General features: G+C 61.0%; 16 protein-coding genes and 1 pseudogene. 4 read left to right on the top strand and 13 right to left on the bottom strand.

Going from position 1 to position 21,724, the window contains the following annotated elements:
- Window positions 1-186 precede the first annotated feature (186 nt).
- Both ABX75_RS06960 and ABX75_RS06955 read right to left on the bottom strand, forming a co-directional pair.
- Window positions 187-2,712, bottom strand: coding sequence for a sulfite reductase flavoprotein subunit alpha (locus ABX75_RS06960; RefSeq protein WP_047881663.1), 2,526 nt, complete (start codon window positions 2,710-2,712; stop codon window positions 187-189).
- Window positions 2,713-2,840: 128 nt separating this feature from the next.
- Window positions 2,841-5,141, bottom strand: a complete 2,301-nt coding sequence (locus ABX75_RS06955) for a TonB-dependent siderophore receptor (protein ID WP_034095851.1) — start codon at window positions 5,139-5,141, stop codon at window positions 2,841-2,843.
- A 205-nt stretch (window positions 5,142-5,346) separates the two neighbouring features.
- Between ABX75_RS06955 and ABX75_RS06950 the strand changes: the two genes are divergently transcribed.
- Together ABX75_RS06950 and ABX75_RS06945 are read left to right on the top strand one after the other, a co-directional pair.
- Window positions 5,347-6,027 (top strand): Fe2+-dependent dioxygenase, encoded by a 681-nt coding sequence (locus ABX75_RS06950; protein ID WP_034095852.1) that lies wholly within the window; start codon window positions 5,347-5,349, stop codon window positions 6,025-6,027.
- A gap of 1 nt (window position 6,028) precedes the next feature.
- The gene (locus ABX75_RS06945) at window positions 6,029-6,784 is read left to right on the top strand and encodes a tetratricopeptide repeat protein (protein ID WP_034095853.1); all 756 of its coding nucleotides are present in this window, start codon (window positions 6,029-6,031) and stop codon (window positions 6,782-6,784) included.
- Between the two features lie 33 nt (window positions 6,785-6,817).
- On the opposite strand, the gene ABX75_RS06940 is transcribed toward ABX75_RS06945, so the two are convergent.
- From ABX75_RS06940 to ABX75_RS06920, 5 genes are all read right to left on the bottom strand, one after another.
- Window positions 6,818-7,981, bottom strand: coding sequence for a type III PLP-dependent enzyme (locus ABX75_RS06940; RefSeq protein WP_034095854.1), 1,164 nt, complete (start codon window positions 7,979-7,981; stop codon window positions 6,818-6,820).
- Between the two features lie 396 nt (window positions 7,982-8,377).
- Entirely contained in the window at window positions 8,378-9,535 is a 1,158-nt protein-coding gene (locus ABX75_RS06935; protein WP_003171711.1) for a betaine/proline/choline family ABC transporter ATP-binding protein, read from the bottom strand.
- On the bottom strand, window positions 9,532-10,185 hold the full coding sequence (locus tag ABX75_RS06930; protein WP_005784720.1) for an ABC transporter permease: 654 nt from the start codon (window positions 10,183-10,185) through the stop codon (window positions 9,532-9,534). Before ABX75_RS06930 ends, ABX75_RS06935 begins: the two co-directional genes overlap by 4 nt.
- A 12-nt stretch (window positions 10,186-10,197) precedes the next feature.
- Window positions 10,198-11,091: a glycine betaine ABC transporter substrate-binding protein gene (locus tag ABX75_RS06925; protein WP_034095855.1), complete on the bottom strand. Its 894-nt coding sequence runs from the start codon at window positions 11,089-11,091 to the stop codon at window positions 10,198-10,200.
- Between the two features lie 20 nt (window positions 11,092-11,111).
- Window positions 11,112-11,864 (bottom strand): ABC transporter permease, encoded by a 753-nt coding sequence (locus ABX75_RS06920; RefSeq protein WP_232925194.1) that lies wholly within the window; start codon window positions 11,862-11,864, stop codon window positions 11,112-11,114.
- 296 nt (window positions 11,865-12,160) lie between these two features.
- On the opposite strand from ABX75_RS06920, the gene ABX75_RS06915 reads away from it, so the two are divergent.
- Together ABX75_RS06915 and ABX75_RS06910 are read left to right on the top strand one after the other, a co-directional pair.
- Window positions 12,161-13,744 carry a peptide chain release factor 3 gene (locus ABX75_RS06915; protein WP_034111736.1) on the top strand — a complete coding sequence of 528 codons (1,584 nt, stop codon included), beginning with the start codon at window positions 12,161-12,163 and terminating at the stop codon, window positions 13,742-13,744.
- A gap of 550 nt (window positions 13,745-14,294) precedes the next feature.
- Entirely contained in the window at window positions 14,295-14,540 is a 246-nt protein-coding gene (locus ABX75_RS06910) for a hypothetical protein (protein ID WP_034095858.1), read from the top strand.
- An 87-nt stretch (window positions 14,541-14,627) separates the two neighbouring features.
- Here the strand turns inward: ABX75_RS06910 and ABX75_RS06905 are convergent, their stop codons facing one another.
- The 6 genes and pseudogenes from ABX75_RS06905 to ABX75_RS06880 form a co-directional block, all read right to left on the bottom strand.
- Window positions 14,628-15,599 (bottom strand): peptide ABC transporter ATP-binding protein, encoded by a 972-nt coding sequence (locus ABX75_RS06905; protein ID WP_034095859.1) that lies wholly within the window; start codon window positions 15,597-15,599, stop codon window positions 14,628-14,630.
- A complete protein-coding gene (locus ABX75_RS06900) occupies window positions 15,599-16,567 on the bottom strand; it encodes an ABC transporter ATP-binding protein (RefSeq protein WP_034095860.1) in 969 nt (322 codons plus the stop codon). Before ABX75_RS06900 ends, ABX75_RS06905 begins: the two co-directional genes overlap by 1 nt.
- Window positions 16,568-16,577: 10 nt before the next feature.
- Window positions 16,578-17,489 (bottom strand): ABC transporter permease subunit, encoded by a 912-nt coding sequence (locus tag ABX75_RS06895; protein WP_010213191.1) that lies wholly within the window; start codon window positions 17,487-17,489, stop codon window positions 16,578-16,580.
- A gap of 10 nt (window positions 17,490-17,499) precedes the next feature.
- Window positions 17,500-18,510: an ABC transporter permease subunit gene (locus tag ABX75_RS06890; protein WP_034095861.1), complete on the bottom strand. Its 1,011-nt coding sequence runs from the start codon at window positions 18,508-18,510 to the stop codon at window positions 17,500-17,502.
- A gap of 76 nt (window positions 18,511-18,586) precedes the next feature.
- Window positions 18,587-20,185, bottom strand: a complete 1,599-nt coding sequence (locus ABX75_RS06885; RefSeq protein WP_034136955.1) for an ABC transporter substrate-binding protein — start codon at window positions 20,183-20,185, stop codon at window positions 18,587-18,589.
- A gap of 80 nt (window positions 20,186-20,265) precedes the next feature.
- Window positions 20,266-21,662: pseudogene (locus ABX75_RS06880) on the bottom strand (OprD family outer membrane porin).
- Window positions 21,663-21,724 lie beyond the last annotated feature (62 nt).

Raw genomic sequence — 21,724 nt, 5'->3', positions numbered from 1 at the left:
CAATCTGCTGGATAAGACCTTTGGGCCTGAAGTGGTGTTCGAAAAAGCGCCACCGGCACAGAACACTGACTTGAAATGCAATCCCAATGTGGGAGGGGGCTTGCCCCCGATGACGGTGTGACAGTCATTTTTCAGACGACTGATCCACCGCCATCGGGGGCAAGCCCCCTTCCACAGTGAGTGACCTCAGTACACGTCGCGGCGATAGCGGCCTTGTTCGATCAAGCGCTCCACCGCCTCGCGGCCGAGGATATCCAGCAGCGCCTGGTCCACCCCGGCAGCCATGCCCTGTAAGCTCCCGCACACATAGATCGCCGCGCCATCGGCCAGCCATCTACGTAGCACGTCGGCCGATTCGCGCAGGCGATCCTGCACGTAGATCTTCTCCGCCTGATCGCGGGAGAACGCCAGGTCCAACAGCGCTAGATCGCCGCTGGCGAGCCAGCCTTGCAGCTCGTCCTGGCACAGGTAGTCGTGGGCGATATTGCGTTCGCCGAACAGCAACCAGTTACGTTGCTGGCCTTCGGCAATGCGCGCTTTCAGCAAGCTGCGCAAGCCGGCCAGGCCGGTGCCGTTGCCCAGCAGGATCAGCGGCACCGGCGCGTCCGGCAGGTGGAAGCCGCTGTTGCGCCGCAGACGCAGGCTGATCGCGCCGCCGAGAGCCGCGTGTTCGGTGAGCCAACCCGAGCCCAGGCCCAGGCGGCCGTCGGCGTGGCGTTCCTGGCGCACGATCAGTTGCAGCACGCCGTCGCTGGCAATCGAGGCGATGGAGTATTCGCGCATGCTCAGCGGCACCAGAGCATCCACCAGCGCTTGGGCGTGCAGGCCGACCAGATGCGCGCGGTTGTCCGGCAATTGGCGAGTGGTCAGGGCCTGATCGAGCGTCTGTGCCAGCCCTTCGATGAGTACGCCGTCGCTGCCTTGCAGGCCCAGGCCCGCCAGAAAGTGCTCGACTGCCGACGCGGGATTACGCGGCAGGATTTCCACCAGGTCGCCAGCGTCCCAGTGCTGCGGCGACGTCGATGTGAGGCCCAGCAGGTACACGCCTTCGCCTGCGCTGCCGGGGTTGAGCAGGGTGCGCTGGCTCAGTGTCCAGTGCTCGTACTGGGCGCTGGGCCAGGCGGCGGCGGGGGCGTGGCCGGTCAGTTCGCCCAATTGTTGCTGCCAGTGCAGTAGGGCTTGGGTATCGCCGCTGTCCACTTCCACCGGCGCGAACAGCGCCGTGCCGCCCTGGTTGGTCAGCCAGAAATGCAGGCGTCGGGCGAAGCCGCAAAAGTGCTGGTACTGACGATCCCCTAGGGCAAGCACCGCGTAGTTCAAATCGTTGAGCGACAGAGCCTGGCCAAGCACGCCGCGCTCGAAACCACGGGCGCTGTCGGGGGCTTCGCCGTCGCCGAAGGTGCTGACCACGAACAGCGCGTTGTGCGCTTGGCGCAGGTCGTCCGCATTGACGCTGCCCAGTGCCTGCACCTTCACCGGCAGGCCAGCCGCCTGCAATTGCCCGGCGGTCTGCCAGGCCAGTTGCTCGGCGAAACCGCTCTGGCTGGCAAAGCCGATCAGCCACGCCGGTGCGTCGCTGAGGTTGGCGCTGAGGCGCTGGCGGGCGTCGCGCACTTGGCGTTTTTTGCGACGGCGATCCAGGTACAGCAACCAGCCGGTGATAAAGAACAACGGCATCAACAGCGAACTGACGGTCAACACGATCCGCCCGATCAAGCCAAAGTAGCTGCCGGTGTGCAGGGCATAAATGCTGGTCAGTAACTGAGCCTTGAGGCTCTTGTCGGCGTAGCGATCGTGGGATTTGACCTCGCCGGAGGCCGGGTCCAGGTTGATCTGGTTGAGCGCGCGGTCATGGGGCGAGTCGCTCAGCAGGTAATACACGGTGGCCGGTTGCCCGGCAGCGCCTGGCATGCGGATGTTGTAGGCGCTCAGGTCCGGGCCGGCGTTGCTGTAGAGGCTGCTCCAGATCGCGTCGTAGTTGGCCACCGGTGCAGGGCCTGTCGGCGCTGGGCCGCGCGTGCGTACCCGTTCGTTCTGCGGGGCATCGGACAGCAGTTGGGTCAGCCCTCGGCTGTACCAATCGTAGGACCAGGACAACCCGGTGAGTGCCGCCAGCAGGTAAAACAGCAGGCACCAGGTGCCGAACACCGAATGCAGGTCCCAGTTGAAGCTGCGGCCCTTTTTGCGCCAGTCCAGGGTCAGCCAGGCGCGCCAACTCGCCACTTGGCGCGGCCAGCGCAGGTACAGGCCGGAGAGGCAGAAAAACACCAGGATCAGGGTGCAGGCGCCGGTGATCTGCCGGCCGGTTTCGCCTATGGCGAGGAAGCGGTGCAGTTGCAGGACAAAACCGAACACATCCTGGCCCACGGCGTCGCCCAGGTACTCGCCGGTGTACGGATCGAAGTAGCGCATCTGGCCACGTCGCTCACCCGGTGGCGGGGTAAAGGCCACGCGCGCGGCATTGCCGCTGTCACGTTCCACCCACAGCATCGCCACGGTTTTGCCTTCGGCGGCTTCGAGCTTGCGCACCAGTTCGGCCGGTGGCAGCACCCCGGCTTCGCGTTTTTCCACATGCAGGACGCTGGGGTTGAGGGCCCGCAGTATTTCATCTTGGAACGACACCGCCGCACCGGTGATCCCCATCAAGGCCAGCACCAGCCCGGCAGTAATGCCGAAAAACCAGTGCAACTGAAACAGGGTTTTCTTCAACACGTCGGACCGCCTCGCTCATCGGGATATAAATGCCACGGCGCGCATTATGCCGTGGGTTGTCGAGAAACTTTGTTGTTTAACACGCAAAAGCCCCACGCATTCGATGCGTGGGGCTTATGGGCCAGCGTTTAGAAGTGGAAGCTGGTGGTCAGCAGCGCCGTGCGACCGGCCGCCTGGTTGGCGAAGTGGGTCGAGAAGGCTTTGTCGTAGTAGACCTTATCGGTCAGGTTCTGCACGTTCAGTTGCAGGTCGACGTTCTTGGTCAGCTTGTAGCTGGCCATGGCGTCGTAGCGGGTGTAGGACGGCACATACACGGTGTTGCCCACGTCGCCGTAAACCTGGTCGACATAGAACGCGCCGCCGCCAATGGTGAACTTGGGTGTAAGGGCATAGGTGGTCCACAGACTGAAGGTGTTCTTCGGCGTGTTGGGCATCTGGTTGCCTTCGTTGGAACCGGCGCTGATCACCCCGTTGCGACCGTTACGGCCAGCCTTGACCAGTTCGCTGTCCAGGTAGCTGTAGCCGGCGAACACTTGCCATTGCTCTGTGATTTTGCCGCTGGCGGACAATTCCAGACCATCGACCCGAGACTCGCCGGCGTTCTGGTAGGTGAGGGCATCCACCAGAATGCGCGTGTTTTTCTTCTCGGTGCGGAACACGGCGGCGGTCAGCGAGAGGCGGTCGTGGAACAGGTCCCACTTGGTGCCCAGCTCATAGTTGACGGTTTCTTCCGGTTGCAGATCGCTGGTGGCGGCGCCGGCGGACAGTGGGTTGCCGTCCGAACCTTCGCCGACCAGGCCGCCTGGCGGGGTGGCTGAGGTGGCATAGGAGGCATAGATGCTGCCGTTTTCCAGAGGCTTCCAGACCAGGCCGGCCTGCCAGTTGAAGAACTGGCTGTCGTCCTTAATTTTGCTGCGTGCCTTGACCGTCGCACTAGGCACCGCATTGGTGTTGGCTTCGGTGTCGAAAGTGTCGTAGCGCAGGCCGACGTTAAGCAGCCATTTCGGGTCCAGTTCGATGGTGTCGAACACGTACGCGGCGCGGCTGGTGGCTTTGGTGTTGGTGCCGTTGTAGTTGCGGGCGACGGAACCGGTCCAGGCATCGTCCGGGTTCGGGTTGCTCAGCGACGTGCATTGGCCGCCCAGGCCGCCTTTGGCCGGCGTGCACACCGGATTCGCGTTCGGGCTCACGGTGTAGCTGCTGACGCGGGTTTCTTCACCGGTGAATTCCAGGCCGGTGGAGTAGGTGTTTTTGAAGCCCAGGGCCTGGAAGCTGCCGAACAGGTCGGTCTGGTTGGTGGTCGTGGTGGTGGTGGATACACGCGAATTGGCCCGGCGCCACACGGTGCCGAACTTGTTCACGTTGAGTTTGCTGTCGTCGGGCTGGGTCAGTACGTAGTCCTGGCCAGTACTGCCGTGGCGCAGGGTGTTTTTCAGGGTCATGTTGTCGTTCAGATCGTGCTCGATGGAGAACGTACTGATGTCGGCGCGGGTCTTGCGGAAATCGCGGCCTTTGAGGCCGTAGAAGTTATCGCTGTCGCCGCCGTCGTTGGGTTTGTCGTGGACGTGGGCGGTGGCGGTGGCCGAACCGTAGCCGTAGGGAATCCCCGAGTCTGGCAGGTCGTCGCTTTCCAGATGGTAGTAGCTGAGGTTGACGCGGGTGGGGGTGCCCAGGCCGAAGGTCAGCGAAGGCGCAACGCCCCAGCGGTCGTAGTTCACGGCATCGCGCCCGGCCACGTTCTGCTCGTGGCTCATCAAGTTCAGGCGGAATGCGGCGCTGTCGTCGAGGAACTGGCGGTTCACGTCGAGCACGTAGCGGCGGGTCTGGTCGGAACCGTAGGTGAAGCCGCCGTTGGTGAAGTCCCGTGCCTGTGGGGTCTTGCTCACCAGGTTGAGGCTGCCACCGGCCGAGCCGCGTCCGCCGAAGGAGGAGTTCGGGCCTTTGCTGACTTCGATGGATTCGATGTCGAAAATCTCACGGCTCTGGCCGCCGGTGTCGCGCACGCCGTCCAGGTAGGTGTCGCCTTGGGCATCGAAACCGCGGATAAACGGACGGTCACCCTGAGGGTTACCTCCTTCACCGGCACCGAAGGTGATACCCGGTACGGTGCGCAGCGCATCCTGCAACGAGGTAGCGGCGGTGTCCTTGAGTACTTGTTGCGGCACCACAGTGACCGAGCGCGGTGTGTCCACCAGCGGTGCGGTGTATTTCTGCGAGGCAGCTTTTTCCACTTGGTAAGAGGTGTCGTCCTGTTCCTGGCCGGTAATGCTGGTGGCGCCCAGAGAGATGCTATTGCGCTCGCCTTTTTGTTCGGTGTCTTCAGCCGCTTGCGCCAAGTGGGCGGCAGAGCTGGCGCTCAGAGCGACGCCTATGGCCGAGGCCAGCATGCGTGGTGAACCGGCAGAGGTTTTTGTTGAAGTGCGCGACATGACGTGTCCTTTCCCCAAGGATGTGAGGCGGCGGAATATAGGGTGAACACGACTTTCTATCAATTGCGATACATTGCTAATTGCACTGAATTTACATTCTTTACACTTTTTGCTTACGGTTTTTACGATCTCATCCGTCCTTGGGTTTTACAGCGTGGATAAGAATCAATACCATTGGCGTCCCTCCGCACCCAGGTACTGCCCCATGCTGCTGCACATTCCCGGCCTGTTCTCCCGCGAGGAGGTGCAGCGCATCCGCCAGGCCTTGGAAAACGCCGATTGGGCCGACGGTAAAATTACCGCCGGGCACCAATCGGCCAAAGCCAAACACAACCTGCAATTGCCCGAAGGCCACCCCTTGGCCAAGGAAATCGGCACGGCGATGCTCGAACGCCTGTGGCAAAACCCGCTGTTCATGTCGGCGGCGTTACCGCACAAAGTGTTTCCGCCGCTGCTTAACTGCTACACCGCCGGCGGCAGTTTCGACTTTCATATCGATAACGCCGTGCGCCAACCCAAGGGCAGCCCTGAGCGGGTGCGCACCGATTTGTCGTCCACATTGTTTTTCAGCGACCCCGAGGACTACGACGGCGGCGAACTGGAGATCCAGGACACTTTCGGTGTGCAGCGGGTCAAGTTGCCGGCCGGCGATATGGTGCTGTACCCCGGGTCCAGCCTGCACAAAGTCAACCCGGTGACCCGGGGCGCGCGTTACGCCTCATTCTTCTGGACCCAGAGCCTGGTGCGCGAAGACAGCCAGCGCACATTGCTGTTCGAGATGGACGGCGCGATCCAGCAGTTGACCCGGGATGTGCCCGATCACCCGGCGTTGATCCAGCTCACCGGCACTTATCACAACCTGCTACGTCGCTGGGTTGAGGTTTGATATGAGCTTTTTGTTGCGTCGCCAAGAGGTGCTCACGGTCGAGCAATTGCAGAGCATGCTTGATGACTCCCCGGTGCGCGCCGCCCAGGCGATCCTGGTCGCGGCGAAGGAAGGGGTGGTGGATGCCCAGGCGTTGCTGGGGCAGATTCTGCTGGACGGGCGCGGTATCGAACGCGATCAAGCGCTGGCGCTGCGGTGGTTTCGCATTGCGGCACAAGGCGGGCAGTTGATGGCGCGCAATATGCTCGGGCGTTGCCTGGAACACGGCTGGGGCTGCGCCGTCGACGAAGCGGCGGCCGCGCGGGAATATCGCCTGGCGGCCGAGGCGGGGTTGGACTGGGGGTTGTACAACTACGCCAACCTGCTGGCCACCGGGCGTGGTGTTGCACAGGATCAAGCCCAGGCATTGGCGTGCTATCGCCAAGCGGCCGAGCGGGGTCATGCCAAGTCGATGAACTTGCTCGGGCGGTATCTGGAGGAAGGACAATTCTGCCCACGGGATCTGGAAGCCGCGCAGCAGTGGTATCGCCGTTCAGCCGAGGGCGGGGATTTTCGCGGGCAATTCAGTCATGCGGCGGTGCTGGCGGATAATGGCCAGATCGAAGCGGCGTTGGCATGGCTGCGCAAAGCGCTGGCGGGCGGGAATCTGAAGTTTCTGCGGGTGGCCCACACGGCGCTGGCGGCTACGGATGACCCGAGGATCCGGGCGATGGCGCAAGCTTATCAACAACGAGCCCGACAGTTGGAAAACCTATAGGAGCGAACCGCTCGCTCCTATAGGAAGCACGGCTTAGACGTAGTAGGACTTCAATGGCGGAAACCCATTGAACTCAACGGCGCTGTAGCTGGTGGTGTACGCACCGGTGGACAACCAGTACAAACGATCACCGATCGCCAGGTTCAGCGGCAGGCCATACTTGTAGTTTTCGTACATGATGTCGGCGCTGTCGCAGGTCGGTCCAGCGATAACCACTTCTTCCATCTCACCTTTCTTCTCGGTCCAGATCGGAAACTTGATGGACTCGTCCATGGTTTCGATCAGGCCGGAGAATTTGCCCACATCCGTGTACACCCAACGCTCGACGGCGGTGCGGGATTTACGCGCCACCAACACCACTTCGCTGACCAGAATGCCAGCGTTGGCGATCAACGAACGGCCGGGCTCCAGAATGATTTCCGGCAGATCGTCGCCGAAGTCTTCCTTGAGGAAGCGGATGATTTCCTCGGCATAGGTTTCCAGGCTGTTGGTGCGGGTGATGTAGTTGGCCGGGAAGCCGCCGCCCATGTTGATCAGCTTGAGGTGGATGCCGTCTTCTTCTTTCAAACGCTCGAAGATCACTTTGACCTTGGCGATAGCCGCGTCCCACACGCTGATATCGCGCTGTTGCGAGCCGACGTGGAACGAGATGCCGTACGGCACCAGGCCCAGGTCACGGGCTAGGATCAGCAGGTCCATGGCCATGTCGGTCTGGCAGCCGAATTTACGCGACAGCGGCCAGTCGGCTGTGGTGGAACCTTCGGTGAGAATGCGCACATACACTTTCGAGCCCGGCGCGGCCTTGGCGATATTGCGCAGGTCGGCTTCGGAGTCGGTGGAGAACAGACGCACGCCCTTCTCGTAGAAGTAGCGGATGTCCTTGGATTTCTTGATGGTGTTGCCGTAGCTGATGCGGTCGGCGCTGACGCCACGGTCCATGACCTTGTCCAGCTCGTAGATCGAGGCGATGTCGAAGCTCGAACCTTTGTCTTTCAACAGGTCGATGATCTCGACGGCCGGGTTGGCCTTGACCGCGTAATAAACCTTGGCGAATTCGAAACCGGCGCGCAGGTCATCGTAGGCCTGGCTGATCATCGCGGTGTCGATCACCACGAATGGGGTTTCTTGCTTGTCGGCGAACGCCTTCATTTTGTCAAAAGTGGCGCGCGCGAAATAATCTTCGACGTTGATCGACATGCTGGGAACTCCTAAGGGCAAACTGTATTGATCAATGGGTACAACTGAACGTCCTCCGTATCCCCACTTTGGTTCGCCTACTTCCCAAGGCATGTCGCCGAAAGCAAAAAGGCCATGGGATAAGCTGCCCTTGGCCTTGCTGTCTCGTCGTCAGTACTTGAGCCGGATGGATCGTTTCCAGCATGGACGTTCGGCGCGAACTTTAGGGCGTGAGGGGCCATAGATCAACTAAAAATGTCGCGTTTCTGCACGCGTTCGTCGCGCTGCGTTGTGCAGCTACTTATGTAACCGACCGGTGTGACGGAATGATGTTCCCCGCATGGGGGTAATTGAAGGTATTTCCCTGACAGATCACGGACCCAATATGGGAGGGAGCAAGCCCCCTCCCGCACAAGATCAGGCCAGGGCGGTCTCGGCAGGGGAGACGATGCTGGTCTTGCCCCCACGGGACTTACCGGAGCTCAGGTACTCGGCAATCGACTCTTGCGTTACTTCCCCCAGGAACACCCGCTCGGCATCCATCACTGGCAACCACGAGCGATTGAACTCGTACATGCGCGACAACAGGATGCGCAAGTGCTCGTCATACGCCGCCGTGGCATTGAACTCACGCAGGTACTGGCCGCAAGTGCCGGTCTGACGGTGCAGGTCGCGACGGCGCACATAGCCCAGCGCCTTGTTCTCGGCGCAGGTCACCACCACGTAGCGACGGTCGTGCTCGTCCATCAGTTCCAGCGCATCGGCCACCGGGGTTTCCGGGCTCACCGACGGGGCGTTGTCCGCCGCGTCTTCGGCCTTGACCAGCAGCAGGCGCTTGAGGGTGCTGTCCTGGCCCACAAAGTTGCTGACGAATTCGTCTGCCGGGTGTGCCAGCAATGTGTCCGGGTGGTCGATCTGCAACAGTTTGCCGGCGCGGAAAATCGCGATCTTGTCGCCCAGCTTGATGGCTTCGTCGATGTCGTGGCTGACCATAATCACCGTCTTGTTCAGCGCCCGCTGCATCTCGAAAAACTCGTTCTGGATCATCTCCCGGTTGATCGGGTCGACCGCGCCGAACGGCTCGTCCATCAGCAGCAACGGCGCATCCGCCGCCAAGGCGCGGATCACGCCAATCCGCTGTTGTTGGCCACCGGACAATTCACGCGGATAGCGATGTAGGTACTGCTTGGGCTCCAGCTTGATCATGCTCATCAACTCGCGGGCGCGGTCGTGGCATTTCTGTTTGTCCCAGCCGAGCAGTTTCGGCACGACCACGATGTTCTCTTCGATGGTCATATTGGGAAACAGGCCGATCTGCTGGATCACATAGCCGATGTTACGGCGCAGGGTCACTTCGTCGAGGTCGGTGGTGTCTTCGCCGTTGATCAGGATCTTGCCCGAGGTGGGTTTGATCAGGCGGTTGATCATCTTCAGCGTGGTGCTTTTGCCGCAGCCCGATGGCCCGAGGAATACACAGATCTCGCCTTCATTGACGGTCAGGCTGACATCGTTGACGGCGGTGACGGTTTTGCCGTTGCTTTGGAACGTCTTGGACAGGTTTTGAAGTTCGATCATTTGAGCAATCCTTTTGGAGTCAGCGAGCGTTGCAGCCATTGCAGAAGCAGGTCGGCGAAGATGGCCAGCAGGCTGACCAGCACGGCACCGACGATCAGCATCGACATATCGCTGCGGCTGATGGAGGCCAGAATCAGTACACCCAAGCCACCGGCGCCGATGGTGGCGGCGATGGTCATCACACCGATGTTCATCACCACGGCAGTGCGCACGCCAGCGAGGATCACTGGCACCGCGATGGGCAACTCGACCATGCGCAAGCGCTGGCCGAAGGTCATACCGATGCCTTTGGCGGCTTCGCGAATGCCCGGCTCCACGCCGGTGAGGGCCAGGTAGGTGTTACGCATGATCGGCAGCAGGGAGTAGAGGAACACGGCGGTAATGGCCGGCATCGGCCCCAGGCCCTGACCGAATTTGGAGTAGAACGGCAACAGCAGGCCGAACAGGGCGATGGAAGGCACCGTCAGCAACACGGTGGCGCTGGCTTGCAGCGGGCCGGCCAGCGTCGGGAAGCGCGTCATCAGGATGCCCAGGGGCACACCGATAAAGATCGCCAGGATCACCGCGATACCGACCAGGGTGATGTGCTGCCAGGTCAGGTGCAGGACTTGGGCCCAATCAAGATGGGAAAAGGCGTTCAGGAATTCCATGTCTTCTCCTCGTTAGTTGATCGGATGCTGGCGCAGAAAATCAGCGGCCACGACGGACGGGCTTTCGTGATCGACATCGACTCGCGCGTTGAGTTGGCGCATGGTTTCGTCGTCGAACAGCGCGGCCAGCGGCTTGAGGTCGGCGGCCAGTTGCGGGTGCGCGTCCAGGTAGGCCTGGCGCACTACCGGCGCGGCGGTGTAGTCCGGGAAGTAATGCTTGTCGTCCGCCAGCAGTTTTAATTTGAAGGCGTTCAAGCGACCGTCGGTGGTGTAGACCAGGCCGGCGAACACTTGGCTATTGCGCAGCGCGGTGTAGACCAGGCCAGCGTCCATTTGCCGGGTGTTTGCGCGGGTCAGGTTCATCTCATACAGCTTGACCATGCCGGCAAGACCGTCGGAGCGATTGGCGAACTCGGTGTCCAGCGCGACCAGGCGATGTTCCCGGGTGTTTTCCGCCATCGCCTTGGTGAGGTCGCTGATGCTGTTGATCTCGGGATGTTCCTGCGCGACCTTCTGTGGCAACGCCAGGGCATAGGTGTTGCTGAAGCGCGACGGCGCCAGCCAGATCAGGCCCTTTTTCGCGTCGAGTTCTTTGACCCGAGCGTAGGACTGTTCGCTGTCGAGTTTCTCGTCGATGTGGTTGTAGGCCACCAGCGACACACCGGTGTATTCCCATAACAGGTCCAGTTGCCCGCTTTCCTGGGCACTGCGCGCCAGGTTGCTGCCAAGGCCGCCGGTCACTTGAGGGGCATAGCCCTTGGTGCGCAAGTATTGGGAGGTGATCTCGGCGAGCAGGGTCTGTTCGGTGAACACCCGGGCGCCGATGCGGATTACCGGTTTTTCTGCGGCTTGTGCAAACCCTGCGCACAGCAGGACGCAGCTCAATATCAGTGTCAGCTTTTTCATGTGAATTCCTTTGCCAAGCCTTAAGACGGACGCAACCCGCGTTCCAGCCAGAGGCGGCTGGCCATGGTCACCAGACCGTCCAGCAACAAGGCCAGCAGTGCCGTGCATGCGGCGCCGAGCAACAGTTGCGGCTGATTGTTCAGGGCGATGCCGGGGAAGATCAGACTGCCCAGGCTGTTGGCGCCGATCAGAAACGCCAGGGGCGCGGTGCCCACATTGATCGCCAGCGCCACGCGCACGCCGCCGATGATGATCGGCACGGCATTGGGCAACTCCACGCGAAACAGCACCTGGCGCGGGGTCATGCCGATGCCGGTGGCGGCTTCTTTGAGCGAGCCTTGAACGTTTTTCAGGCCTTCGTAGGTGTTGCGCACGATAGGGAGGAGGGAGGCGAGGAACAGCGCGAAGATGGCCGGGCCGCTACCGATGCCGAGGACGCCGAGGGCAATGGCCAGTACGGCCAGGGGAGGGACGGTATTACCGATGTTGAAAATCTGCATGAAGCGTTCTGCGCGCCCGACCATGTGCGGTCGACTGAGCAGGATACCGGCGGGGATGCCCACAACGAGGGCCGCCAGCATGGAGACTAGAACGAGAACTAAGTGAGCTTGCAGGTAAAACAACAAATCGTCGCGGTACAACTCGATCGTGTTGATGCCGATCCAGTGGATCAGCAGGGCCAGGAGCGCGACGACAACCGCGCCCCCTATCAGCCCTTTGCCATAGCGAATAGCCACAGGCGGACTCCTTTTTTCTTCTGTCGACGAACACATTCCTGCGTGGCATGCCATGGCTGGCTGTCAGCGAAAAGTGAACGCGAAATGCAGCTCGCCAATGCCGTCAAAAGCGGCATGAGTTCGAGCCATAAGCGCAGCCTCGTCAGGCTAACTTGCTGATTTTTCAGCCCCTGTTACGAGTGCGATAGCAGGGGAGTGGACGTCTCTACCTTTTAAAAGGTTCCACACTTGGCACCATTTAGCCACCCCTGATCGGGTGAACGGTGGTCCGTCACCTTGGGTTTGCGCTATACTCGCCGCCCTTTTTTGACTCACCTGCCAGGCGATTTCCCATGACCCACCAGGCCGCCGAAGTCGCGAAACGCCGCACTTTCGCCATTATTTCCCACCCCGATGCCGGTAAAACCACCATCACCGAGAAGCTCTTGCTGATGGGCAAGGCAATCGCAGTGGCCGGCACGGTGAAATCCCGCAAATCCGACCGCCATGCCACCTCCGACTGGATGGAAATGGAAAAACAACGGGGTATCTCCATTACCACGTCGGTCATGCAGTTCCCGTATCGCGATCACATGGTCAACCTGCTCGACACCCCGGGCCACGAAGACTTCTCCGAAGACACTTACCGCACCCTGACCGCGGTGGACTCGGCGTTGATGGTGCTGGACGGCGGTAAGGGCGTCGAGCCGCGCACCATCGCGCTGATGGACGTGTGCCGTCTGCGCGATACGCCCATCGTCAGCTTTATCAACAAACTCGACCGCGATATCCGCGACCCGATCGAGCTGCTCGACGAAATCGAAGCCGTATTGAAGATCAAGGCCGCGCCGATCACCTGGCCGATTGGTTGCTACCGCGACTTCAAAGGCGTGTACCACCTGGCCGACGATTACATCATCGTCTACACCGCCGGCCACGGGCATGAACGCACCGAAACCAAGATCATCGAAAAACTCGACTCCGACGAAGCCCGCGCCCACCTGGGTGACGAGTACGACCGCTTCGTCGATCAGTTGGAGCTGGTGCAGGGCGCCTGCCATGAATTCAACCAACAGGAATTCCTCGACGGCCAGCTGACCCCAGTGTTCTTCGGGACCGCCCTGGGCAACTTCGGCGTCGACCATGTGCTCGACGCCGTGGTGGACTGGGCCCCGCGCCCGCTGCCACGGGTGGCCAACGAACGTACCGTGGAACCGGTGGAAGAGAAATTCACCGGCTTCGTGTTCAAGATCCAGGCAAACATGGACCCCAAGCACCGCGACCGTATCGCGTTCATGCGCATCTGCTCCGGCAAATACGAAAAAGGCATGAAGATGCGCCACGTGCGCACCGGCAAGGACGTGCGCATCGGCGACGCCCTGACGTTCTTCTCCTCCGAGCGTGAACAGCTCGAAGAAGCCTACGCCGGCGACATCATCGGTTTGCATAACCACGGCACCATCCAGATCGGCGACACCTTCACCGAAGGCGAAGCGCTGGGCTTTACCGGTATCCCGCACTTCGCCCCGGAACTGTTCCGCCGCGTGCGCCTGCGCGATCCGCTCAAATCCAAGCAATTGCGCCAAGGCTTGCAGCAACTGGCGGAAGAGGGCGCCACCCAGGTGTTCTTCCCCGAGCGCAGCAACGACATCATCCTCGGCGCCGTGGGTGTGCTGCAGTTCGATGTGGTCGCCAGCCGCTTGAAAGAGGAATACAAGGTCGAATGCTCCTACGAGCCGATCACCGTGTACTCCGCACGCTGGATCGAATGCGCCGATAAGAAAAAGCTGGAAGAGTTCTCCAACAAAGCCGTGGAAAACCTCGCGCTCGACGGCGGCGGGCACCTGACCTACCTGGCCCCGACCCGCGTCAACCTGGCGCTGATGGAAGAGCGCTGGCCGGACGTGAAATTCCGCGCGACCCGCGAGCACCACTAAACAACATGTGGGAGGGGGCTTGCCCCCGATAGCAGTGTGTCAGCCCTGAATGTACTGGCTGACACACAGCTATCGGGGGCAAGCCCCCTCCCACTTTTTTTACCGCGTTGTGTCTAACTGGAACTTGGATAGGCGGAAATTGGCTGTTGGCGGGCCAAATTGTGGCGAATTTGCCAGCACATCTTGGCCCAGATGTGGGAGGGGGCTTGCCCCCGATAGCAGTGTGTCAGCCCTGAATGTACTGGCTGACGCACTGCCATCGGGGGCAAGCCCCCTCCCACTTTTTTTACCGCGTTGTGTCTGCCCCGGAACTTGGATAGGCGGAAATTGGCGGTTAGCGGGCCAAGTTGTGGCGAATTTGCCAGCACATCTTGGCCCAGATGTGGGAGAGGGCTTGCCCCCGATAGCAGTGTGTCAGCCCTGAATGTGCTAGCTGACACACAGCCATCGGGGGCAAGCCCCCTCCCACATTTTTTTCCACCAGGCGTTAGATTGGCGAGAACCCGGCATCCGGTCTAGCGTTTAACCACCGACTGCAAAGGAGACCACCGTGCGAAAGGCTCAACGCGCCATATCCCTGCTGTTGCTGGCCTGCCTGTGGCTGACGACCCTCCCGGCACTGGCTGACGCAGGCACGCCTCAGTGGAAAGACACCGGCCCGGTCACCAAGAAAAAGCAGAAAGAGGTCAATTCCGGCAGCTGGCAACCCCAGGCCCAACCGGCTCCCAAAGAGGACGCAGAAAACCCCTACAACGAAGGGGAAGACAGCGAAACCTATGACGATGGCGACCAATAGCCGCAAAAAGAAAGCCCCTCCCGCCAGGCTGATGCGCAACCTGATGGGAAGGGCTGTGAAACTCTGCTACTGATCGGTCCGGCGCGCTCAGGCGACGAATTGTTCCGCGTAGTGGCAAGCCACCTGACGGTTATCCAACGCTCGCAATTGCGGCTCCTCGGTGCTGCAACGCTCGGTGGCGTACGGGCAGCGCTTGTGGAACGCGCAACCCGGCGGCGGGTTCAAGGGGTTGGGCAACTCGCCGACGATTTTGATCTTCGGTTTGTTCGGATCCGGATGAATGGTCGGCGTGGCCGACAGCAGCGCCTGGGTGTAGGGGTGCAGCGGGCGCGCGTAAATGTCTTCCTTCGGGCCGACTTCCACCGGGCGACCGAGGTACATCACCATCACATCGTCGGCAACGTGTTGCACCACCGCCAGGTTGTGGGAAATGAACACGTAGGCCGTGTTGAATTCCTGCTGCAGATCCATGAACAGATTGAGCACCTGGGCCTGGATCGACACGTCGAGCGCCGAGGTCGGTTCATCCGCCACCAGCACTTTGGGTTGCAGCATCATCGCCCGAGCCAGTGCAATCCGCTGGCGCTGGCCGCCGGAGAACATGTGCGGGTAGCGCTGATAATGCTCGGGGCGCAGGCCCACTTGCTTCATCATTGCCTGCACTTTCTCGCGGCGTTCGGCGGCGGACAGGTTGGTGTTGATCAGCAGCGGTTCGCCCAATTGGTCGCCGACTTTCTGCCGTGGGTTCAACGAGGCATAAGGGCTTTGGAACACCATCTGCACGTCTTTGCGCAATTGCTTGCGCTGGGCCTTGTCGGCACCGGCGACTTCCTGGCCGGCGATTTTCAGCGAGCCCGAAGACGGTTCTTCAATCAGCGTGAGTGCGCGGGCGAGGGTGGACTTGCCGCAACCCGACTCGCCGACCACGGCGAGGGTCTTGCCGGCTTCCAGCTCGAACGACACACCATTGAGGGCCCGCACGGTGGCGTGGCCCTTGAACAGGCCACGGGACACTTCGTAGTGACGGGTCAGGTCGCGGGCGGTAAGAACGACGGCCATTACGCCACCTCCTGGTTCAAGGGGTAGAAGCAGCGCGCGAGGCTGTTGGTTTTGGGATCGAGGCCCGGGCGCTGGGCACGGCAGGATTCCTGCACATACGGGCAGCGCGGCGACAGCAGGCAACCCTGCGGGCGGTCGTAGCGGCCGGGCACGATGCCAGGCAACGTGGCCAGGCGGGTGGCGCCCAGGCTGTGCTCGGGGATCGCCTTGAGCAGCGCTTCGCTATAAGGGTGCGCGGGAATATCAAACAGTTGCGGCACCTGGCCAACTTCCACGGCTTGGCCGGCATACATCACGCATACGCGCTGGGCGGTTTCGGCCACCACGGCGAGGTCGTGGGTGATCAGCACCAGGCCCATGTTCTGCTCTTTTTGCAGGGCCAGCAGCAGGTCCATGATCTGCGCCTGGATGGTCACGTCCAACGCGGTGGTCGGTTCGTCGGCGATCAGCAGTTTCGGCTCGCCGGCAATTGCCATGGCGATGGCTACGCGCTGGCTCATACCGCCGGACAGTTGGTGCGGATAGGCGTCCATACGGCTGGCGGCGCCTGGGATCTCAACTTTTTCCAACAATTCGATCGCGCGTTTGCGTGCCTGTTTGCCGGACATTTTCAGGTGCAGGCGCAGCACTTCTTCAATCTGGAAACCCACGGTGTAGCTGGGGTTCAGCGCGGTCATCGGGTCCTGGAACACCATCGCCAGGTCTTTGCCGACGATCTGGCGACGTTGACGGCTGCTCAGCTTGAGCATGTCCTTGCCGTCGAAGGTCAGCGCATCGGCGGTGACGATGCCGGGATGCTCGATCAGGCCCATCAGCGCCATCATGGTCACGGATTTCCCCGAACCCGACTCGCCCACGATGGCCAGTACTTCGCCCTTGTCCACGGACAGGTCGAGGCCGTCGACCACCGGCACGGCGGTTGCGTCGCCGAAGCGTACGTTGAGATTCTTGATTTCTAACAGTGACATGGGAATCTCCTCAGGCGGCGTTCTTGAGTTTCGGGTCCAGCGCATCGCGCAGGCCGTCACCCATCAAGTTGATTGCCAGCACGCTGAGCAAAATGGTCAAACCAGGCAGGCTCACCACCCACCAGGCGCGTTCGATGTAGTCACGGGCCGAAGCCAGCATGGTGCCCCACTCCGGGGTCGGCGGTTGTACGCCAAGGCCGAGGAAGCCCAGCGCCGCGGCATCGAGGATCGCCGAGGAGAAACTCAAGGTGGCCTGCACGATCAGCGGCGCCATGCAGTTGGGCAGCACAGTGATGAACATCAGGCGCGGCAGACCGGCACCGGCCAGGCGCGCGGCAGTCACGTAGTCACGGTTCAACTCGCCCATCACCGCAGCACGGGTCAGACGCACGTAGGACGGCAGCGACACGATGGCGATAGCGATCACGGTGTTGATCAGGCCAGGGCCGAGGATGGCAACGATGGCCACGGCCAGCAGCAGCGACGGCAGGGCCAGCATGATGTCCATCAGACGCATGATGGTCGGGCCCAGCAGACGCGGGAAGAACCCGGCGAACAGACCCAGCAGGATGCCCGGGATCAGCGACATCACCACCGACGACAAACCGATCAGCAGCGACAGGCGCGAACCCTGGATCAGACGCGAGAGCAGGTCACGGCCCAGTTCGTCGGTGCCCAACAGAAACTGCATCTGCCCACCCTCCAGCCACGCCGGCGGGGTGAGCAGGAAGTCGCGGTATTGCTCGCTGGGGTTATGGGGCGCGACCCACGGGGCGAAGATCGCGCAGAACACGATCAGCAACATAAACAGCAGGCCGGCAACCGCGCCTTTGTTCTTGGAAAAGGCTTGCCAGAATTCTTTGTACGGGGACGGGTACAGCAGGCTTTGATCGACTGCTGACACTGGAGTAGGTGTGGTCATGGTCATGATCTCAGCGCTGGTGACGGATGCGTGGGTTGGCGAAGCCGTAGAGGATATCCACCACGAAGTTCACCAGGATCACCAGGCAGGCGATCAGCAGGATGCCGTTCTGCACCACCGGGTAGTCCCGCGCGCCAATGGCTTCGATCAGCCATTTGCCGATGCCGGGCCAGGAGAAGATGGTTTCGGTCAGCACAGCGCCGGCCAGCAGGGTGCCGACTTGCAGGCCCACTACGGTCAATACCGGGATCAGCGCGTTGCGCAGGCCGTGTACGAACACCACGCGTGTCGGCGACAGGCCCTTGGCCTTGGCGGTGCGGATGTAGTCTTCGCGCAGCACTTCGAGCATCGACGAACGGGTCATCCGCGCGATCACCGCCAGCGGAATGGTGCCGAGCACGATGGCCGGCAGGATCAGGTGGTGCAGGGCGTCGAAGAACGCGTCCGGCTCGTCAGCCAGCAGCGTGTCGATCAGCATGAAGCCGGTGCGCGGCTCGATGTCGTAGAGCAGGTCGATGCGCCCGGAAACCGGGGTCCAGCCCAGGCTCACCGAGAAGAACATGATCAGGATCAGGCCCCACCAGAAGATCGGCATCGAATAGCCCGCCAGGGAGATGCCCATCACCCCGTGGTCGAACAGGGATCCTCGCTTGAGTGCCGCGATTACCCCGGCCAACAGGCCCAGGACGCCGGCGAACAACAGGGCGGCCATGGACAGTTCCAGGGTCGCGGGGAAGAGGGCGGTGAACTCGGTCCACACGCTGGTACGGGTGCGCAGGGACTCACCAAGATCGCCCTGGGCGAGCTTGCCGACATAGTCCAGGTATTGCGCATACAGCGGCTTGTTAAGGCCAAGGCGTTCCATTGCCTGTGCGTGCATCTCGGGGTCGACGCGGCGTTCGCCCATCATGACTTCTACGGGGTCGCCGGGAATCATGCGTATCAACGCAAACGTCAGCAACGTGATGCCGAAGAACGTGGGGATCAATAACCCCAGTCGGCGGGCAATAAAACTAAACATCTTGTGGTGTACCTCAATCAGCCGGTTAGGCAGGTTCGGCACCGCCCATGTCGACGGTGCCGAGCGTTTTTCTTATTTACTTCACCTGGGTGGTGGCGAAGTTATTAGTCGTCAGAGGGCTTTGGGTAAAGCCTTCGACGTTCTTGCGCATGGCGGTAAACATTTTCGGGTAGGCCATGGGAATCCACGGTTGGTCTTTCTCGAAAACATCCAGGGCTTGTTCATAGAGTGCAGCGCGCTCAGCGGGTTCAGCGTCAGCGCGGGCCTTGTCGATCAAAGCCTGAAACTCTTTGTTACACCAGCGGGCGTAGTTTTCGCCGTTTTTCGCAGCATCGCAACTCAGGTTCGGCGTGAGGAAGTTATCCGGGTCGCCGTTATCGCCGGCCCAGCCCGCGGACACCATGTCATGCTCGCCAGCTTTGGCACGCTTGAGCATCTCGCCCCATTCCATGACTTTGATGTTCACTTTCAGGCCGATCTGCGCCAGGTCTGCCTGCATGCGCTGGGCGCCGAGCATCGGGTTGGGGTTCGTCGGGCCGCCGCCGTTACGGGTGAACAGGGTGAACTCGGTGCCTTCCGGTACGCCAGCTTCCTTGAGCAGGGCGCGGGCCTTGTCCAGGTCGCGCTCAGGGTTCTTCAACTTATTGTTGAAGCCCAGCAGGGTTGGTGGATACGGGCCGGTGGCGTCGATGGCGTTGCCTTTGCCATAGAGGGATTCGTTGTAGCCTTTCTTGTCGAACGCGATATTGATCGCGTGGCGCACCCGCGCGTCGCTCATGTACTTGTGGGTGGTGTTCAGGGCGGTGTACGCGGTGGTCATCGCCGCCAATTCCGCCACTTTCAGGTTTGGGTCGGCCTTCACGCTCGGCACGTCGTCGGGCTTGGGATACAGCGCGATCTGACATTCGTTGGCCTTGAGCTTTTGCAGGCGCACGTTGTTGTCGGTGGTGATCGCCAGGATCAGCGGATCGGCCGGCGGCTTGCCACGGAAGTACTCCGGGTTGGCCTTGAAGCGCACCTGGGCGTCCTTGGCGTAGCGGGTGAAGATGAACGGGCCGGTGCCGATCGGCTTGCTGTTCAGCTCATCGGTCTTGCCGGACTTGAGCAACTGGTCGGCGTATTCGGCGGAGTGAATCGAGGAGAACGCCATGGCCAGGTCGGCCAGGAATGGTGCTTCAGGACGGGTCAGGGTAAAGACGACGGTGTGATCGTCGGTTTTCTCTACGCTCTTGAGCAGTTCTTTGAAGCCCATGCTCTCGAAGTACGGGTAGCCCACGGTGGACTTGTTATGCCACGGGTGATTCGGGTCCAGCTGGCGCTTGAAGCTCCAGAGCACGTCGTCGGCATTCAGGTTGCGCGTGGGTTTGAAGTAATCGGTGGTGTGGAACTTGATGTCTTCACGCAGGTGAAAGGTGTAGGTCAGGCCATCGGCGCTGATTTCCGGCAGGTCCTTGGCCAGCGCGGGAACCACTTCGGTAGTACCGGGCTTGAAATCCACCAGACGGTTGAACACGGTTTCGGCCGCGGCGTCCGCGGTGACGGCGGTGGTGTACAGGACCGGGTCAAAACCCTCCGGGCTGGCTTCGGTGCAGACCACCAGGGGTTTGGCCGATACGCCGATAGCTGCGCTCAATAGCGCGGCGGCAACGGCAGCTTGTAGCGGGAGCATTTTCATTCAGAGCCCTCTGCAATCGATGGGACCAGACAAGCGTAGACGGCAGGCTCTTCCTGAGCCTGCCGTCTGCCTGGTGCTAATTAAAGAATGTTGAATGGGATGGTGGTGACCAGACGGAACTCTTTGATGCTGCCGTCCGCCTGGAACTCGCTGCCACGGTGCTCCACATAAGTCGCGCGCACGGTCGTGGCTTTGAGTGGGCCGCTTTGCAGGGCGTAAGAGGCGCCTACACCGTATTCCTGATGCTTCTCGCCGTCTTGGGACTGGATGCCGTCGTAGGCGAACTTGGCCCGGCCGTTGTTACCGGTGTAGTGAGTACCGTCGATACCCCAGCCGCGAGCCGAGTAGGCGTTGAATTTCAAGCCTGGTACACCGTACTCCGCCATGTTGATGGCGTAGGCGACCTGGAAAGACTTCTCGTTCGGGCCGTTGAAGTCCGAGGTCAGGGAGTTGGCCAGGTAGATGCCGTTGGTTTCGTGCAGGTAGTCGAAGTACTCGTTACCGTTCACTTGCTGGTAAGCGAAGGTCAGGCTGTGTGCCTGGTGAGTCAGGCCCAAGGACAGGGAGAAGGTATCGTTGTCGATTTCCCCCATCTCTTTTTTGCCTTCGTCGACAGTCTTGTAGTAGTTGAAGCCGGTGGTCAGCCCCAGTTGCTGAGCGTCGCCCAATTCGTGGGTAGCGCCGAAGTAGTACTGGTTCCAGAAGTCTTTTACGTTGGCGGCGAAGAAGCTGGTTTTCAGGCTTTTCAGCGGCTGGTAGTTCACGCCCAGGGTCGATACTTTGTCGGTTTCCTGGGTGCCGTTGCCGTATTCGCTACGGAATTTCGACAGGCTTTGTTCGGTACGTGGCGAAACGCGATCGAAGATACCGCCCTGGAACGACAGGTTGCTGAACTCTTCGCTATTGAAGCTCACACCTTCGAAGCTCGATGGCAAAGCACGGTTGCCGATGGTGTCGACGATGCCGCTGCTGAAGTTCTGGCGACCTGCGGTCAAAGTGGTGTTGGACACGCGGAACTGCACGTTGGCCAGGCCCAGTTTGCTCCACTGATCTACGGCGTTGCCGTCGGAGTCGGCCAGGGTACGGTTGGAGCCGCCCTTGATGTCACGCTTGCTGCGATCCAAGACCAGCGCGTTGTAAACCGCTACTTCTGTCTTGACACCGACAGTGCCCTGGGTGAACCCCGAGCTTGCGTTAAGGATAGTGCCCTGCACCCAGTTGGTACGGTTGCGGTCGGTGCGAGTTTCGCCGTGTTTCTCGTAGGAGAAGGTGCCGCCACGGTATTTGCTTTCATGGGAGTACCAGTTACGCGTGGTGCCGCCCAGGCTGAAATCTTCGATAAAACCCTTGCTTCGCTTTGCGCGCTGGTGCCGGCCAATGTCGTCGGAACGAAGTCCTGGCTGGCCGGTTCTGCGTAGGCGGTGGCCGTGATGCTGCTGATGGCCATAGCCAGAAGCACTTTGCTGCTCAGTTTCATGGGTGGAGCTCCTTTGGTTCTCTTTTTTATGCCGGTCTTTTTAGGTGAACCGGCTATTGGTG

Source organism: Pseudomonas sp. ARP3 (genome assembly GCF_001029595.1).
Taxonomy (GTDB): domain Bacteria; phylum Pseudomonadota; class Gammaproteobacteria; order Pseudomonadales; family Pseudomonadaceae; genus Aquipseudomonas; species Aquipseudomonas rhodesiae.
This window is presented reverse-complemented; position numbering and strand designations above follow the sequence as displayed.